Origin of the sequence: Rahnella victoriana (assembly GCF_021276285.1) — a bacterium.
Lineage (GTDB): Bacteria > Pseudomonadota > Gammaproteobacteria > Enterobacterales > Enterobacteriaceae > Rahnella > Rahnella victoriana.
Map to the genome: position 1 here is coordinate 223,767 of NZ_CP089919.1, position 15,472 is coordinate 239,238.

Below are 15,472 nucleotides of genomic sequence, written 5' to 3' on the forward strand. Positions count from 1 at the left end.
TGCTTAATCATTCAACAGCTAAATAATCAGCGCCTTGTCTCCGGAGCCACACACACCATGAAAAGCGCCCTGTCACCGCAGTCAAAATTACCTGATGTCGGCACCAATATTTTTACCGTCATCGGCCAGCTCAGCGCCGAGCACAATGCCCTGAATTTATCTCAGGGGGCACCGAATTTCTCATGTCAGCCTGCCCTGATCGACAGCGTGGCCAAAGCCATGCGCGACGGTCATAACCAGTACGCGCCAATGAGCGGCGTGACCGCCTTGCGTCACGCCCTTTCCGCCAAAGTCGAAGCACTTTATGGCTGCAAATATGACGCTGACAGCGAAGTGACGGTGATTGCCAGCGCCAGCGAAGGGCTGTATTCCGCCATCAGCGCCCTGGTGCATCCGGGCGATGAAGTGATTTATTTCGAGCCGTCATTTGACAGTTATTCGCCGATTGTCCGTTTACAGGGTGCGACGCCGGTTGCCATCAGCCTGTCGATGGATGATTTCAGCATCGACTGGGATCAGGTAGCCAGCGCCATCAACAGCCGCACGCGGATGATCATCATTAACAGCCCGCATAATCCGACCGGTGCGATTTTCACGGATTTCGATATCGAGCGCCTGACCGCGCTGACCAAAGACACCGATATCGTGATCCTGTCCGATGAAGTGTACGAACATGTGGTGTTCGACGGTGAGCGCCACGAGAGCATGGCCTGCCATCAGCAACTGGCTGAGCGCAGCGTAATTGTCTCCTCTTTCGGCAAAACCTATCACGTCACCGGCTGGCGGGTGGGCTACTGTCTGGCACCGGCAGAACTGATGGAAGAAATCCGCAAAGTGCATCAGTTCATGGTGTTCTCCGCCGATACACCGATGCAGGTCGCGTTCACCGAAGCGTTAGCCGATCCGCAAAGCTATCTCGGTCTGGCGGATTTTTATCAGCAGAAGCGCGATCTGCTGGCCGAAGCCCTCAGCGAATCCCGCTTTGAATTACTGCCGAGCCGTGGCAGTTTCTTTATGCTGGCGCGTTTTAGTCATTTCAGTCCGCTCTCCGACGACGACTTTGTGCTGAACCTGATCCGTGAACATCAGGTCGCGAGCATTCCGCTGTCGGCGTTTTACAGCAATAACAAACCTACCGGGCTTATCCGCCTGAGTTTCGCCAAAGATAACGACACGCTGTACGAAGGCGCGCGCCGCCTGTGTCGCGTCTGAGCCTTTTATCTGCCTGAATAACGCTGGGAATTGTGAATAATGAAAAAATTGAAAATCGCATTGCTGTTAGGTTGTGCCGCCGCGTCTTTCTCCGCGCTGGCTGACGGTTCCACGCTAAAATTTGGTCTGGAAGCACAATATCCGCCGTTCGAATCGAAAAGCGCGACCGGCGAATTGCAGGGTTTTGATATCGATCTGGGCAACGCCGTGTGCGCCGCCGCCAGCGTGAAATGCGACTGGTACGACACCTCGTTTGACGGCCTGATTGCGGCCCTGCAGGCGCGTAAATTTGATGCGATTAACTCGGCGATGAACGTCACGGAGAAACGTCGTCAGGCGATTGATTTCACCAACGTGATTTACCGTGTCCCGACCAAACTGATTGCCAGGAAAGATTCCGGCCTGCTGCCGACCACTGAGTCGCTGAAAGGCAAGCATATCGGCGTGTTGCAGGGTTCGATTCAGGAAAGCTACGCGCAGGCCCACTGGGCACCAAAAGGCGTGGATATCGTCTCTTATCAGGATCAGAACCAGGTGTATCTGGACCTGTCATCTGGTCGCCTTGATGGCACCTTAGTGCTGGCCCCGGCCGGTCAGAGCGGTTTCCTGTCACGTCCCGACGGTAAAGACTATGGCTTCGTCGGCGACGCCGTGCGCGATGACAAGATCCTCGGCAGCGGCATCGCGTTTGGTCTGCGTAAAGGCGATACCCAGCTGAAAGAGAAGCTGGACGCGGCGATCGAGAAAGTGCAAAAAGAAGGCGTGGTCAAATCGCTGTCGAAGAAATACTTCGGTGATATTGATGTGAGCGTGAAGTAAAGAAGCTTGTGGCTGCCCGGCTTTGCTCCTCCCCCTGATTCGCGATTAATACCCCACCCCAACCCTCCCCTTCGCAGGGGAGGGAGCAGAACGGTGTGCTCAATACTCAGAATTCACAATCACTTCTTCGCCAAACACACCGGCCTGCGGCAATGGTTTATAGCTGGAGTTTGAGGCGCGCAGAACACGAATCCCCCTCGCGCTGACGGCCTGAGCGGCAGTGATGTCGTTATCCGAATCGCCGTAAAACATTTTAATCTGCTTATCTTTCAGCCACTGGACTTTAGTGTTTTGCCCGGCTTTGTCACCGGCAAAAATCACCGGATTCACTTTGTCCTGCGGGATCTGGAAATCGTTCTGTAAGGTTTTAGTCACGGTCTCAGTTTTGGTTTCACTGCGTCCCGTCACGAAATAAATGCTGTCGCCACGCTTAAGGTGCATAGCAATCAGGCTCTTAGCCACCTCTTTTGGCATGCTGAAATTATCCCAGCCGTTGTTCATTTTCTCCCAAAACTGCGGGTTCTTCAGATAATCCTGTTTCCCCGGCGAAAACTCCACCTGACCGCGGTAAAAGCCCGGCGAGGAGAACAGCACCGTGTCATCAATATCAAAACCTACCGCCATCGGCGGGCGGCCATTGAGGCTGTTTTCAATCTGAGCGACCGACACCCAGTGAACCGGAGCTTGCTGCGCGAGTTGTGCAACATTCACACCGGGATAAAGCGGTGCAGGCGTGGCGTCTTTAGCCATAACAGACTGATTCAGGCTTAGCAGCAGGAAGATGGCACTCAGTGCCAGAGGAGTTTTACGCATCAGGATCCCTTTTTTATGCTTATTTATCTTGCAGGTAAAGTGGAGCAACTGGTCAAAAATCTTAACGACCATACCTGCGCAACTTCCAGATTTAAAGGAATTTTCCGGCGGATATCATAGGAAAAGATGATGGTCACATTTCCATGTAAAACCGTCTGAATTATTCAAACATGGCATAAACCGCTTCGTTCCAAAACTGTTTAGCGTCCTATACTTATTTCCAAATACATTGGCTTTTATCTTTCTTATAAGAAAACGAAAAGGAATGACCATGCCTCAGTTACAGTCTGAAAACCGCCGCATCGTGCTGGCGTCACGTCCGCACGGTAAACCTGTCGATGAAAATTTCCGTCTGGAAAAATCCCCGTTGCCGCAAGCGAAAGACGGCCAGTTGTTGCTGCGCACCGTCTGGCTCTCACTCGACCCGTACATGCGTGGCCGCATGAGCGACGCGCCTTCTTACGCCGCGCCGGTGCAAATCGGGGAAGTGATGACCGGCGGTGCGGTGTCCCGCGTAGTGGAATCGAAAAGCCCGGATTTCAAAACCGGTGATTTAGTGGTCGGCAGCACCGGCTGGCAGGATTATGCCGTGGCCGATGCCAATACCGTGAAAAAACTCGAAGGTGCCGCGCTGAAACAGCCTTCCCTGGCGCTCGGTGTTTTGGGCATGCCGGGCTTCACCGCGTTTATGGGGCTGCTGGATATCGGCGAGCCGAAAGCAGGTGAAACGCTGGTCGTTGCCGCAGCGACCGGACCGGTGGGTTCGCTGGTCGGGCAGATTGGGAAAATCAAAGGCTGCCGCGTGGTGGGCATCGCGGGCGGCGAGGAGAAATGCCGCTATGCGGTTGAGCATTTCGGCTTTGATGAGTGTCTCGATCACCGTGCGCCGGATCTGGATACACGCCTGAAAGCGGCCTGCCCGGACGGCATTGATGTCTATTTCGAAAACGTCGGCGGCGCGGTATTCGACGCGGTGCTGCCGCTGCTCAATACCAAAGCGAGGATTCCGCTGTGCGGGCTGGTGTCGCAATACAACGCGACCGGCCTGAAAGAGGGACAAGATCGTCTGTCGCTGCTGACCGGCACCATCCTGAAAAAACGGATGCGTATGCAGGGCTTTATTATTTTTGATGATTACGGCCACCGCTACCCTGAATTTGCAAAACAGATGAGCGAATGGTTTGAAGCCGGGAAAGTGAAATTCCGCGAAGATGTCGTGGAAGGATTAGAGAACGCACCGCAGGCGTTCTTTGGTCTGCTTGAGGGTAAAAACTTTGGCAAACTGGTCGTTCGTGTCGGTCAGGACTGATCTGTTTCACGTCAGCTGACGGCGTCCACAGGAGGTAACATGAAATTACTGATTGTATTGACATCACACGATAAGCTTGGCGAAACCGGCAAGAAAACCGGTTTCTGGCTGGAAGAATTCACCGCGCCCTACTACGAATTTCTCGATGCAGGCGCTGAACTGACACTGGCCTCGCCGAAAGGCGGACAGCCGCCGCTCGATCCGAAAAGCGATGAGCCGGACGCGCAGACCGAAACCACGGAGCGTTTCCGCAAGGATACAGACGCACAGCACGCCCTGGCCTCGACGGTCAAACTCAGTGAAGTCAGCGCGGAGGATTTCGATGCGATTTTCTATCCCGGCGGTCACGGGCCGTTGTGGGATCTGGCCGAAGACCCGCACTCCGTTGCGCTGATCCAGGCTTTCTGGGCAGCGGGCAAGCCGGTTTCTGCGGTATGTCACGCACCGGGCGTGCTGCGCGGGGTTCTGGTGGAAGACGGCACGCCGCTGGTGAAAGACAAGCGCGTGACAGGCTTCAGTAACAGCGAAGAAGACGCGGTCGGGCTGACTGATATCGTGCCTTTCCTGGTCGAAGACGAGCTGAAAAAACATGGCGGCGATTACAGTAAAGCGGCGGACTGGCGGCCTTATGCGGTCACCGACGGCAAGCTGATCACCGGCCAGAATCCGGCCTCTTCCAGAGCCGTCGCGCAGGCGTTGCTGAAAATGCTGGGCGGCGGCGAGATCGGCAAGTAATCTGACCGTTAACATTTCACCATCTGAAGAGGGTTTTATGGCTTTTACACTGACCAGTAATGATTTGCGCGACGGCGAAAAAATGCCGGAAACGCAGGTTTTTAACGGCATGGGCTACAACGGTGACAACCTGTCGCCGCATCTGGCCTGGTCCGGTGCGCCTGAAGGCACCAAAAGTTTTGTGATAACGGTGTACGATCCGGATGCACCGACCGGCTCCGGCTGGTGGCACTGGGGTGTGGCCAATATTCCGGCTGACGTCACCGAACTGCCGCAAGGCGCAGGCTCCGGCAAAGGCGGTTTACCCGCTGGCGCGGTTCAGACCCGTACCGACTTTGGTAAAGCCGGTTATGGCGGCGCAGCGCCTCCGCAAGGCGAACACCATCACTATCACTTCACCGTCTACGCCATCGATACTGAAACGCTGGAAGTCGATGAGAACGCCAGCGGCGCGTATCTCGGCTTCAACGTTCACTTCCATACTCTCGGCAAAGCATCACTGACAGTGATATACAGCTGATTCCTGTGGTATAAAAGACGCAGAAAAGGTGGTCAGTTTTTACTGGCCACCGTTTTTTTATTGCGGCTCTGGCCGCGACATTGAAAAAAAAGAATAACCTTCTTCATCAAGGAGTCAGTCCAAGTGAAAATTTCCACCCTGTCGCGCGCGTGCGCTATCTTGTCGGCCAGCCTGATCCTGGCGGCATGTAGCAGCAGCCATGAAGGCTTATCCAGCCAGGTTGCGCCGGGCACCGCGTCACTGCCCGTGTTATCAGCGGACGAAGCGGCCAATTTTACAACGAAAAATTATCTGGCCTTTGGCGGCCCTTCTTTGCAGGTTCAGCAGCAGGGCTGGTTCCCTAAACTGGCAAGCACTGACGGCGTGAAAACCAACTTCGTGGTCGGCCCGCAGTTAGGCACCGACGGCGCAGAATATTCCAGCGTTCAGATGGCGGTAAACGCCGCGCTGGCGGTACGTAACCACGGCGAGCGTATCTTCATTAAAATCCTGCCGGGTACCTACAACGGCGCAGTTTACATTCCGGCTGGCGCACCGCCAGTGACCTTATTCGGTGCAGGCAACAGCTCTGCGGATGTGACCCTCGCACAGGGTCTGGAAGCCTCAGTAGCGCCAGCAACTTACCGTTCTACTGTCAGCCCTAACGGTCAGTTCCTGCCGGGCGATCGCGCATTCTATATGTTCCAGAATTGCGCTACTCAGACCACCGACACCATCGGTACCGGTTGCAGCGCGACCGTCTGGTCACAAAGCAACGGTCTTCAGGTGCAGAACCTGACCATCGGCAACTCCCTGCTCGATACCGTGGATGCGGGCGATCACTCCGCCGTGGCACTGCGTACCGACGGCGACAATGTGATTCTGGATAACGTGCGCCTGATTGGCCGCCAGAACACCCTGATGGTTAACACCGCCAATATCCACAACCAGATCAACAACAGCCGTTACAGCCGTGCTTACGTGCATAACAGCCTGATCGTGGGTGATGTGGATTACGTGATTGGCCGTGCAAGCGCGGTATTCGACCATGTGGAATTCCACACCGTCAGCAGCCGTGGCGTGAAACAGGCATCCATCTTTGCACCGAACACCCCGGCTATCGCGCCTTATGGTTTCCTGGTGATCGACAGTAACCTGACCGGTGACCGTGGCTTCGAACAGGCAGCGAAAGCGAAAATGGGCCGTGCGTGGGATGCCAGTGATGCCAACAGCCAGCTGGTGATCCGCGACAGCAGCTTCGACAACAGCTATGACCAGATGAACCCGTGGGGTGCTTCCGTCTTCTCCGGCCAGCCGTTTGTCGGCAATGTGCCGAAAGATGAAAAACAACAGCGCAACGTGAATGACACCAACTTCAACCGCCTGTGGCAGTACAACAACGTGCTGACTCAGCCTGCGAAGTAATTCAGTCTGATGTTGTGAAAAAACCGCCGGGGTTGCCTCCGGCGGTTTTTTTTCATCACAAGGAAATGTTATCGCGCGTCGTTACCAAGGCGGAACACCGACACGGTACGTTCCAGATTGACCGCCTGCTCATCGAGCGACGCCGCCGCGCTGGCAGACTGCTGAACCAGCGCCGAGTTTTGCTGCGTCACGGTATCCATTTCCGCCACCGCCAGCGCAATCTGGCTGATGCCACGACTTTGCTCGTCCGACGCTGAGGCAATCTCATGAATAATTTGTGTCACATGACGGACCGAGCCGACAATCTCTTCCATGGTGTCACCGGCTTTCCCGACCAGCACCGAACCGTTGTTGACGTTAATCACCGATTTGTCGATCAGCCCTTCTATCTCTTTCGCTGCCTGCCCGCTGCGCTGCGCAAGATTGCGCACTTCGCTGGCGACCACGGCAAAACCACGCCCCTGCTCGCCTGCGCGTGCCGCTTCCACCGCCGCGTTCAGCGCCAGAATATTGGTCTGGAAAGCGATGCTGTTGATCACCGTGGTGATTTCTGAAATCTGCTTCGAGCTGACGGTGATTTCTTTCATCACGCCCACCACATCGGCCACCAGTTTACCGCCACGCGCCGCCGTATCCGCCGCATCCGAGGCCAGCTGACTGGCCTGACTGGCGTTGTCGGCGTTCTGTTTCACCGTCGAGGTAAGCTGCTCCATACTCGCCGCCGTTTGCCCGAGCGCCGCCGCCTGCTCTTCAGTACGGGCCGACAGATCGATGTTGCCCGCCGCAATCTCCCCAGAGGCGCGCGTCACCTGCGTCACGCCCTGACGGATATCACCGATAATGCCGTGCAGGTTCTGATTCATGGTTTCGATCGCCCGGCTCAGTTGCCCCACTTCGTCAAAACTGTGACTGGCTGAATGCGTGGAAAGATCCCCGGCGGCGATGCGTTCTGCGGTTTGCAGCGTACGGCGCAACGGCAGCGTCAGCTGACGGGTCATCCGCCACGAAATCAGCACACCGGCAATCACGGTCGCCACGATGATCACCAGCATTTCCTGAATGGTGCGTGTCACTTCGTTGTGCAGGTTATTCATCTCGTGATCGAGCAGTGTGTTCGACGCTGAGGTCAGCGCCAGCCCGGCGGCAGCCAGTTTTGCGGTAATGTCCTTGGCATCGCTGCCCGCCGGAGGATTCAGCGTTTGCTGCCAGTTTTCACGGTAATGACGGATATTTTCCGGCATGGCATCCACCAGCGGCTGATCCCGCGGATCCCATGAATAGGCTGCCACCTCGGTCTGCCGGGTTTCCAGCTTATCCAGTGCCTGTCGGTTTTCTTCAACAAATTTGGGGTCTTTGCTGGCCATGTATGACAGCCGGGTGAATTTCGCATCGCTCAGTAAATCGTTGACGGTTTTGAGCAAGGTGGCTTTTTCTGCGCGTTGGTTGATGCTGGTCAGATGGGTGATACCGGACACAGCGACAAAGGATCCCAGCAGCAACACCAGCGCAAATCCTGCGCCGAGTTTGTTAGCGATTGTGGCATGGCGAACCCGGCCAGCGATCCCTGAAAGTACATTCATTTTCTTCTCCCTGATAAACAAAAGGACTGACTCTGAAGTGGCAACGCCACCGAAGAATGAGTGAATAACGGGAGAGTTATCGACCAGTGATGTTCAACATTTAGAGGGACGTTAAAATATTTCTTATCAATAGCACGTCCGGCACAGGCAATAAAAAAGCCCCTTATTACAGGGGCTTGATCATTATTTCACAGCGGTATTATTGGTCAGTTAAAAATAAAACATTAACTAAACTCATCAGTAACTCTGTGTGATTAATGAATTTCCAGAATGCTTACCCACATCGGACCTTTACCCACGGCGTACGTTTTCAGGGTGGTCAGCTGACCGTTTTGCGGATCAATCTTCGCCACTTCGATGGCATCGGATTTCTGACCGGCGGTGATCACATACTGGCCGGTATGATCGATATTGAAACCGCGTGGCTGCGTCTGGGTGGCATGATGGCCGACCAGCTCCAGCTCGCTGCCGTCTGCTGAAACGCTCAGCACGGAAATCAGGCTGGCGGTACGATCGGAGGCATACAGGAATTTGCCGTCCGGCGTGATGTGTAAATCCGCCGCCCAGCAGGTGCCGGTGAAATCCGCAGGCATAATGCCGAGGGTCTGCACCTGACGGTATTCGCCGCTTGTCACGTCTTTCTGGTACACGTCCACGCTGCTGTTCAGCTCATTTACACAGTAGGCAAAATGATGATTCGGGTGGAATGCCATATGGCGCGGACCGGCACCGGCGACGGTTTTCAGCTCCGGCGCGTCATGCGGCGTCGCTTCGCCGTTCACACTGAAGTCGAACTGACGGATGCGGTCTTCTTTCAGTGCCGGGATCATCAGCAGCTGATTCGTCGGGTCAATATTGGCAGAGTGCGGCGCCTGGATGTTTTCCAGTACCTGAGTCGGCGCCAGCGCGAGACCTTTTTCATCCAGCGGATGAATGCTGACGTTGTTAAAACTGTAGGACGCGGAGAACACAAAACGCCCCTGAAGATCGATACCCAGATGAGTCGGGCTGCCCGGCAGCGGAGCCATCGCAGCTTCTTCCAGCTGACCTTCGTGGTCGATGCGGTAAGTCAGCACGCCGAATTCCGGACGCACGCCGACATACAAACGGTGGCCATCAGGATGAATCACCATCGGCTGAACCTGTCCCGGAACCTCAACGGTTTGCAGCAGGCTCAGTTCACCATTATCTGCCAGACGAAAAGCATGGATTTGCTGGCTCTCAGGGCTGGCAACATAGACGATTTGCTTCATCACATCTCCTTATTAAATCTCAATGGACAGTTATGTTTTGTAAAAGCGTAGCTCAGGTTAGCACGATAACCCAGCTCACCGGCGGCACCTTTAGTGCCGGATACGCGGTTTAATTAGCAGGCTAAAAAAGGTAACATGGCGATAATTTCCCCGATCCACCTACACTTACGATGGACTGCTCATGACTTATCGCATTATTGCGCTCGATCTCGACGGGACGCTGCTTGACCGCCAGAAACGTATCCTTCCAGAGTCCCTCGCCGCACTGGCCGATGCCCGCGCGCAGGGTATCAAAGTGGTCGTCGTGACCGGACGCCATCATGTGGCGATCCATCCGTTTTATCAGGCATTGCAACTCGATACACCTGCTATCTGCTGTAACGGGACGTATTTGTATGATTATCAGGCGCGTAAGGTCTTAACCTCCGATCCGCTGGATCCGGTTAAGGCGAAGAAAGTCGTGGATTTGCTGGAGTATCACGGTATTCACGGTTTGCTGTATGTGGATGACGCGATGCTGTTTCAGCAGCCAAGCGGTCATGTGAGCCGTTCTATCGCCTGGGGACAAACCCTGCCGGAACATCAGCGTCCGACGATTACTCAGGTTAACAGCCTGCGGGACGCCGCGGACGCCGCGCAGTCCATCTGGAAATTTGCCACCTCGCATCAGGATCTCGACGCGCTGCATACCTTTGCGGCACAGGTGGAAAACGAGCTGGGTCTGGCCTGCGAATGGTCATGGCACGATCAGGTGGATGTCGCGAAAGGCGGCAACAGCAAAGGCCGTCGTTTGCAGGAATGGGTTGAATCTCAGGGCATGAGCATGCAGGACGTGGTGGCGTTTGGTGATAACTATAACGACCTGAGCATGTTAGAAAATGTCGGTCTGGGCGTGGCGATGGGCAATGCCGCCGATGCGATCAAAGAACGCGCCGCGCTGGTCATCGGCGACCACGAAACGCCGGGAATTGCCGACGTGATCCGCAGCAAAGTCCTCAGCTAACCCCCGCTTTATCCGCCTTCCCCTGTTAAACGGGGAAGGCGACACGTCTTTTGTGGATATCACTCCGTTTTCACTGCGGCTTTTTTTCTCGGTGCAATGATATTCCGGCGTATTAACCTGCACTCTTCGTCAAAATACCGGCTCGGCCAGATCACCCACGGATGAACGCCCAGGGCGCGGGCGATCAGCATTTCCCCTTTCGGCCACGGACGTGCCAGCGCATTGGCCAGTGTCGAGGATCCTAAACCCGCTCTGCGTGAAACTTCTGCCAGCGTGGTTCTTTTTTTGCGCAGCCCGGCGATGATATCCGCCTGATGCCAGTCTTTTAATGTTCCCTTCTCCATCACTCTTCCTTTGTTGTGCCTGCAGCCAACAGAAAGCTCGACTACACTTTCCGATAACGATGTCCAGTAACTCTAAACAACAATTATGTTAAGTGATGCTAAACATAACGTCAATACAGTTTCTATGGTTATTGATGATGATCCCACACCGACTTAAATCAGCCCGCAAGAAAGCCAAACTGACGCAGGAAAAATTAGGGGTTTTAGCGGGAATTGATGAGAGCACTGCGCGTTCGCGGGTGTCGCAATATGAAAGCGGCACATACAGCCCGAACTTTGACACCATGTGTCATTTCGCCCGCGTACTGAATGTGCCGGAATGCTATTTTTATATCATTGACGATGCGTTTGCCGAAGACGTTGTGGTGCTTTACGAGGCCTTTAAGGCCGCGAAGAGCTAACGATTTACCGAGACACTTTTGATCTGCGCATACAGCCACTGGCCTGCGCGGATCATCAGCTCATCCCGCGCCCACGGCGTGATACGCGCCCAGATAATGTGATCCGCCATCGCCAGTTTCACTTCGACCTGATTGCTGACATCCAGACATTCCAGCACCTTAGCGGGCAGCACATTTCGGATGCTGCTGTTGTTGGCCGTCGGTTGCAGCACCAGTGACACATCCGTGGCATTCACGCGGATCCGCAGCGCGGTGCCGGGTTCCTCATCCACTTTGCTGATCCACAGGCGCTGATCGCCAATCGCCAGCGCTGTCATTTCATAGCGCGGATGATGTTCGAGCACGCTGACGTTGAGCACACTGCTTTGCTCTTCTTTCGGCAGCCACGGACGCATGACATTGCTCGCCCAGACCTCTTCCAGCGTGCCCATCGCCAGCACTTTACCCGCATCCAGCACCAGCACTTTTTCCGCCAGACGAAGGATCTCATCCAGACTGTGCGTGACATACAAAATGGGGATGCTGACTTCCTGCGCCAGCCGCTCCAGATACGGCATCAGCTCGCGTTTACGCGGGATATCCAGCGCGGCCAGGGGTTCATCCATCAGCAGGATTTCCGGCGCGGTCAGCAGCGCACGGCCAATCGCCACACGCTGTTTTTCGCCGCCGGACAAGGTGAGCGGAAAGCGATCCAGCAGCGCGCCGATCCCCAGCAAACGCACAATGCTGTCGAACTGACCGCGCATCGACGGCGCCATGCCGTATTGCAGGTTGCCCTTTACCCGGTAATGCGGAAACAGGCGCGCATCCTGAAAAACATAGCCGACACGGCGTTTTTCAGGCGGCAGGAAAATGCCATTTTGCACATCCGATAAAATGCGGCCATTGAGCGTGATATGGCCGGTGTCCGGGATGGTCAGCCCGCCGATGGCATTGATCAGCGAGGTTTTGCCCGCGCCGGAAAGACCAAAAATGGCGGTGATCCCCTGCGCCGGTAAGGTCTGCGTGACCTGTAATTCCAGGCTGCCCAGCGTCTGGCTGAAATCGAGTTCAAGCATGTCAGCCTCCCAGCCGGATACGGCTGCGTTTTGCCAGCCAGTCAGAAACCAGTAACGCCGCCAGTGACAGCAGGACCGCCAGCACGCAAAGCCGCGCGGCGGCCCCTTCCGCGCCCGGCGTTTCAATCAGGGTGTACATCGCCAGCGGAATGGTGCGGGTTTCGCCCGGAATATTCGACACAAAGGTAATGGTCGCGCCAAACTCACCGAGCGAACGGGCAAACGCCAGCACCACGCCGACAATCACTCCCGGCACGGAAAGCGGCAACGTGATGGTGAAAAACACCCGCCACGGCGACGCACCCAGCGTACGCGCCGCGAGTTCCAGTTTCGGGTCAACGGCCTCGAGCGACTGGCGGATAGCCCGGACCATCAGCGGAAACGCCACCACCGCCGAGGCCAGCACGGCACCGTGCCAGCTGAAACTGAAACTGAAGCCAAACCAGTCGTAGAGCCGCTCGCCGATAAACCCGCGACGCCCCATCACCACCAGCAGCAAATAGCCAATCACCACCGGCGGTAACACCAGCGGCAGATGGATAATGCTGTCGAGCAGGGATTTGCCGGGAAAGCGGCAGCGGACCAGGATCCACGCCATCAGAATACCAAGCGGCAGACTGCAAACAACGGCCAGGCTCGATACTTTCAGACTGAGAAGTACCGCCTGCCACTCATATTCACTCAACATCATGTCGGTTTCTTAATCCTGAATTTATGTGTCGCAGAGATAAAATATCGGCAAAAATTTCGAAGGCTTTAGTTCCCGTCGCAGTATAGAGAATCACAGAGGGGGAAAGAAACACAGAGATGGCGCAGCTCAGGTCCGGGTAACCCGCAAGACCTGAGCTGTTTTCAGCAAAAGCGATGAATTAACCGCGTGGCGTGAAACCGTATTTTTTGAAGATTTCCGCCGCCGCAGGCGTTTTCAGATACTCATAGAAACCGCTGACTGTGGCGTTTTGATGGCCTTTGACAATCGCCATCGGGTATTCCACCGGCTTGTGGCTGGACGCCGGGAAAATACCGACCACTTTCACTTTCTTGCTGGCGACCGCGTCAGAACCGTACACAATCCCGACCGGCGCTTCTTCACGCTCAACCAGTGCCATGGCGGCACGCACGTCACTGGCGCGCGCCAGTTTAGGTTCCAGCGTGGTCCAGGCGCCGAGTTTTTGCAGCGCTTCTTTGGCATAAATCCCGGCCGGAACGTGATCAGGGTCGCCCACCGCCAGACGGCTGTCGCCAATCAGTTTGGTCCATTCGGTTTTCTCTGAGATATCCACTTTGTCGATTTTGCTGCCAGCCGCAGAAATCAGCACCAGCTCGTTGCCCAGCAAGGTGTAGCGGGTGTTATCCACCATCTGCTGTTTGCTGATGGCGTAATCCATCCATTGCTGATCGGCAGAAATAAACATATCCGCCGGTGCGCCCTGCTCAATCTGGCGCGCCAGCGTGGAGGAAGAGGCGAAGGAAGACACGACCTGCACGCCCTTTTCTTTCTGATACTGTGTCGCGATATCCTGCAACGCATTGGTCAGTGACGCCGCTGCAAATACGGTGATTTTGTCTGCCGCCTGCGCCTGTACACCCAGCCCTGCCACCAGAACGGTCGCGGTGAATACTTTGCCCCATTGAACTGTCATCGGTTTCCTTCGCCTTATGAAGAGATGTTACGTTATGTAAGCATTAATATAGCGTGGCAGAAAATGATGTCATCCGTTTTTATGTATCAGGGCGGGAGAATGTGCAGTTTGTTGATCTGAACTAAAAAAAGAAAACCCGGCACAAAGGCCGGGTTCTGTGAATTTGCGTTTTCAGTGGAAACGACTCATTTAGTAATGAGGTTTCTCGCGGGATTCTTTTGAGTGCCCCACGTGGGAGATAAAGTTGAACACTTCGCCCAGTCCCCAGATCAGGCCCAGGATCACCGCGATGAATACCGGTACCATGATGGCAGCGAAAATCAAACTTTCTAATAGTTCTAACATGATAGCCTCACTCGACTGGCTGAATCGCCCGAAGACGATGTAGGACTTCCTGTATGAAGTCAAAACGAAAAATCAAACTGTTGCGGATAATAACAGCACGGGACTGTAATTACTTTAGCATTTAGCCAACTTGCCTGCCTGCAGGTTTAGCGGCGACAATAAGGCATGATTCTAATAAGGAAGCTGCAATGCAAGCCGAAATTCTGTTAACCCTTAAACTTCAGCAACGTTTGTTTGCCGATCCGCGCCGTATCGAATTGCTGCGGCAGGTGCGCCATACCGGTTCGATCAGTCAGGGCGCGAAGCTCGCCAACATCAGCTATAAAAGCGCCTGGGATGCCATCAATGAAATGAACCAGCTCGCCGATCAGACGCTGGTGGAACGCAGTACCGGGGGCAAAGGCGGCGGCGGCGCGGTCCTGACCCCTTACGGCGAACGCCTGATCCAGCTTTATGAGTTACTGGCGCAGATCCAGCAAAAAGCCTTTGATGTGCTGAAAGAAGATTCCCTGCCCCTCGACAGTCTGCTGGCGGCCATTTCCCGCTTCTCCCTGCAAACCAGCGCCCGTAATCAGTTTTTCGGCACCGTGGTGGAACGCGGTCACGGCATTGTGCAGCAGCATATCGATATCCTGCTGGCCGACGGCAAGACGCAAATCCGCGCGGCGATTACTGAGCAAAGCGCCGACCGTCTGGCCCTGACACCGGGCAAAGAGGTGCTGGTACTGATCAAAGCACCGTGGATCACCCTCGGCTTCACCGCCGAAAATCCGCATAACGCCTTGCAGGGCAATGTGACCAGCATCCAGCGCGGTGAAAACAGCAGCGAAGTGTTGATCAAGCTGCCGAGCAGCGAAACATTGTGTGCGACCGTGGCGAACAGCAGCATCGACAAGCTGGCACTGAAAAGCGGTCAGACCGTTTTTGCCCAGTTTGATGATGACAAAGTGATCATCGCCACGTTGTGCTAAAAAAATATTCAGAATCAGGATCTTGCAAAATCAGCGTTTTCATTTTGCAGATTTGTCAATTG

Annotated in this window: 17 protein-coding genes; 9 read left to right on the forward strand and 8 right to left on the reverse strand. The window is 55.0% G+C overall.

Translation table 11 applies throughout. The features are described 5' to 3' along the window. The first annotated feature begins 57 nt into the window (after positions 1–57). Positions 58–1,212: a methionine aminotransferase gene (locus J9880_RS01170; RefSeq protein ID WP_119826567.1), complete on the forward strand. Its 1,155-nt coding sequence runs from the start codon at positions 58–60 to the stop codon at positions 1,210–1,212. A 39-nt stretch (positions 1,213–1,251) separates the two neighbouring features. Next, positions 1,252–2,031 (forward strand): ABC transporter substrate-binding protein, encoded by a 780-nt coding sequence (locus J9880_RS01175; RefSeq protein ID WP_131692614.1) that lies wholly within the window; start codon positions 1,252–1,254, stop codon positions 2,029–2,031. A gap of 99 nt (positions 2,032–2,130) precedes the next feature. Here the strand turns inward: J9880_RS01175 and aphA are convergent, their stop codons facing one another. Then, entirely contained in the window at positions 2,131–2,844 is a 714-nt protein-coding gene (gene aphA / locus J9880_RS01180; RefSeq protein ID WP_095925088.1) for an acid phosphatase AphA, read from the reverse strand. A 271-nt stretch (positions 2,845–3,115) separates the two neighbouring features. Here aphA and J9880_RS01185 point away from each other — a divergent pair, with 271 nt between their 5' ends. The 4 genes from J9880_RS01185 (at position 3,116) to J9880_RS01200 (ending at position 6,812) form a co-directional block, all read left to right on the forward strand. Next, complete coding sequence (locus J9880_RS01185) at positions 3,116–4,153, forward strand: NADP-dependent oxidoreductase (RefSeq protein WP_095921241.1); 1,038 nt, start codon at positions 3,116–3,118, stop codon at positions 4,151–4,153. 39 nt (positions 4,154–4,192) lie between these two features. Further along, complete coding sequence (locus J9880_RS01190; RefSeq protein WP_119826571.1) at positions 4,193–4,888, forward strand: type 1 glutamine amidotransferase domain-containing protein; 696 nt, start codon at positions 4,193–4,195, stop codon at positions 4,886–4,888. Between the two features lie 37 nt (positions 4,889–4,925). Then, positions 4,926–5,408 (forward strand): kinase inhibitor, encoded by a 483-nt coding sequence (locus J9880_RS01195; protein WP_095921239.1) that lies wholly within the window; start codon positions 4,926–4,928, stop codon positions 5,406–5,408. A 123-nt stretch (positions 5,409–5,531) separates the two neighbouring features. Next, positions 5,532–6,812 carry a putative acyl-CoA thioester hydrolase gene (locus J9880_RS01200; protein WP_232769982.1) on the forward strand — a complete coding sequence of 427 codons (1,281 nt, stop codon included), beginning with the start codon at positions 5,532–5,534 and terminating at the stop codon, positions 6,810–6,812. 68 nt (positions 6,813–6,880) lie between these two features. Here the strand turns inward: J9880_RS01200 and J9880_RS01205 are convergent, their stop codons facing one another. Continuing rightward, entirely contained in the window at positions 6,881–8,392 is a 1,512-nt protein-coding gene (locus J9880_RS01205; protein ID WP_232769983.1) for a methyl-accepting chemotaxis protein, read from the reverse strand. Between the two features lie 254 nt (positions 8,393–8,646). Beyond that, a complete protein-coding gene (gene pgl, locus J9880_RS01210) occupies positions 8,647–9,645 on the reverse strand; it encodes a 6-phosphogluconolactonase (RefSeq protein ID WP_232769984.1) in 999 nt (332 codons plus the stop codon). Positions 9,646–9,826: 181 nt separating this feature from the next. Here pgl and J9880_RS01215 point away from each other — a divergent pair, with 181 nt between their 5' ends. Continuing rightward, positions 9,827–10,648 carry a pyridoxal phosphatase gene (locus tag J9880_RS01215; RefSeq protein ID WP_095921235.1) on the forward strand — a complete coding sequence of 274 codons (822 nt, stop codon included), beginning with the start codon at positions 9,827–9,829 and terminating at the stop codon, positions 10,646–10,648. Between the two features lie 59 nt (positions 10,649–10,707). On the opposite strand, the gene J9880_RS01220 is transcribed toward J9880_RS01215, so the two are convergent. Further along, positions 10,708–10,992 carry a helix-turn-helix domain-containing protein gene (locus tag J9880_RS01220; RefSeq protein ID WP_095921234.1) on the reverse strand — a complete coding sequence of 95 codons (285 nt, stop codon included), beginning with the start codon at positions 10,990–10,992 and terminating at the stop codon, positions 10,708–10,710. 137 nt (positions 10,993–11,129) lie between these two features. On the opposite strand from J9880_RS01220, the gene J9880_RS01225 reads away from it, so the two are divergent. Beyond that, the gene (locus J9880_RS01225) at positions 11,130–11,393 is read left to right on the forward strand and encodes a helix-turn-helix domain-containing protein (protein ID WP_095921233.1); all 264 of its coding nucleotides are present in this window, start codon (positions 11,130–11,132) and stop codon (positions 11,391–11,393) included. Here J9880_RS01225 and modC read toward each other — a convergent pair. From modC to J9880_RS01245, 4 genes are all read right to left on the reverse strand, one after another. Beyond that, positions 11,390–12,451, reverse strand: a complete 1,062-nt coding sequence (gene modC / locus J9880_RS01230; protein ID WP_232769985.1) for a molybdenum ABC transporter ATP-binding protein ModC — start codon at positions 12,449–12,451, stop codon at positions 11,390–11,392. The two genes, J9880_RS01225 and modC, sit on opposite strands and share 4 nt — an antisense overlap. 1 nt (position 12,452) lies before the next feature. After that, positions 12,453–13,142: a molybdate ABC transporter permease subunit gene (modB, locus tag J9880_RS01235; protein WP_232769986.1), complete on the reverse strand. Its 690-nt coding sequence runs from the start codon at positions 13,140–13,142 to the stop codon at positions 12,453–12,455. A gap of 178 nt (positions 13,143–13,320) precedes the next feature. Next, a complete protein-coding gene (gene modA / locus J9880_RS01240; RefSeq protein ID WP_095921230.1) occupies positions 13,321–14,094 on the reverse strand; it encodes a molybdate ABC transporter substrate-binding protein in 774 nt (257 codons plus the stop codon). 189 nt (positions 14,095–14,283) lie between these two features. After that, entirely contained in the window at positions 14,284–14,439 is a 156-nt protein-coding gene (locus J9880_RS01245; protein WP_232769987.1) for an AcrZ family multidrug efflux pump-associated protein, read from the reverse strand. A gap of 188 nt (positions 14,440–14,627) precedes the next feature. Here J9880_RS01245 and modE point away from each other — a divergent pair, with 188 nt between their 5' ends. Beyond that, positions 14,628–15,410, forward strand: coding sequence for a molybdenum-dependent transcriptional regulator (modE, locus tag J9880_RS01250; RefSeq protein WP_119826586.1), 783 nt, complete (start codon positions 14,628–14,630; stop codon positions 15,408–15,410). Positions 15,411–15,472: the final 62 nt, after the last annotated feature.

Bases quoted from the DNA above. Each gene is read 5' to 3' on its own strand.
- J9880_RS01170 (WP_119826567.1), top strand. From the start codon at position 58: ATGAAAAGCGCCCTGTCACCGCAGTCAAAATTACCTGATGTCGGCACC.
- J9880_RS01175 (WP_131692614.1), top strand. From the start codon at position 1,252: ATGAAAAAATTGAAAATCGCATTGCTGTTAGGTTGTGCCGCCGCGTCT.
- aphA (WP_095925088.1), bottom strand. From the start codon at position 2,844: ATGCGTAAAACTCCTCTGGCACTGAGTGCCATCTTCCTGCTGCTAAGC.
- J9880_RS01185 (WP_095921241.1), top strand. From the start codon at position 3,116: ATGCCTCAGTTACAGTCTGAAAACCGCCGCATCGTGCTGGCGTCACGT.
- J9880_RS01190 (WP_119826571.1), top strand. From the start codon at position 4,193: ATGAAATTACTGATTGTATTGACATCACACGATAAGCTTGGCGAAACC.
- J9880_RS01195 (WP_095921239.1), top strand. From the start codon at position 4,926: ATGGCTTTTACACTGACCAGTAATGATTTGCGCGACGGCGAAAAAATG.
- J9880_RS01205 (WP_232769983.1), bottom strand. From the start codon at position 8,392: ATGAATGTACTTTCAGGGATCGCTGGCCGGGTTCGCCATGCCACAATC.
- pgl (WP_232769984.1), bottom strand. From the start codon at position 9,645: ATGAAGCAAATCGTCTATGTTGCCAGCCCTGAGAGCCAGCAAATCCAT.
- J9880_RS01215 (WP_095921235.1), top strand. From the start codon at position 9,827: ATGACTTATCGCATTATTGCGCTCGATCTCGACGGGACGCTGCTTGAC.
- J9880_RS01220 (WP_095921234.1), bottom strand. From the start codon at position 10,992: ATGGAGAAGGGAACATTAAAAGACTGGCATCAGGCGGATATCATCGCC.
- J9880_RS01225 (WP_095921233.1), top strand. From the start codon at position 11,130: ATGATCCCACACCGACTTAAATCAGCCCGCAAGAAAGCCAAACTGACG.
- modC (WP_232769985.1), bottom strand. From the start codon at position 12,451: ATGCTTGAACTCGATTTCAGCCAGACGCTGGGCAGCCTGGAATTACAG.
- modB (WP_232769986.1), bottom strand. From the start codon at position 13,142: ATGATGTTGAGTGAATATGAGTGGCAGGCGGTACTTCTCAGTCTGAAA.
- modA (WP_095921230.1), bottom strand. From the start codon at position 14,094: ATGACAGTTCAATGGGGCAAAGTATTCACCGCGACCGTTCTGGTGGCA.
- J9880_RS01245 (WP_232769987.1), bottom strand. From the start codon at position 14,439: ATGTTAGAACTATTAGAAAGTTTGATTTTCGCTGCCATCATGGTACCG.
- modE (WP_119826586.1), top strand. From the start codon at position 14,628: ATGCAAGCCGAAATTCTGTTAACCCTTAAACTTCAGCAACGTTTGTTT.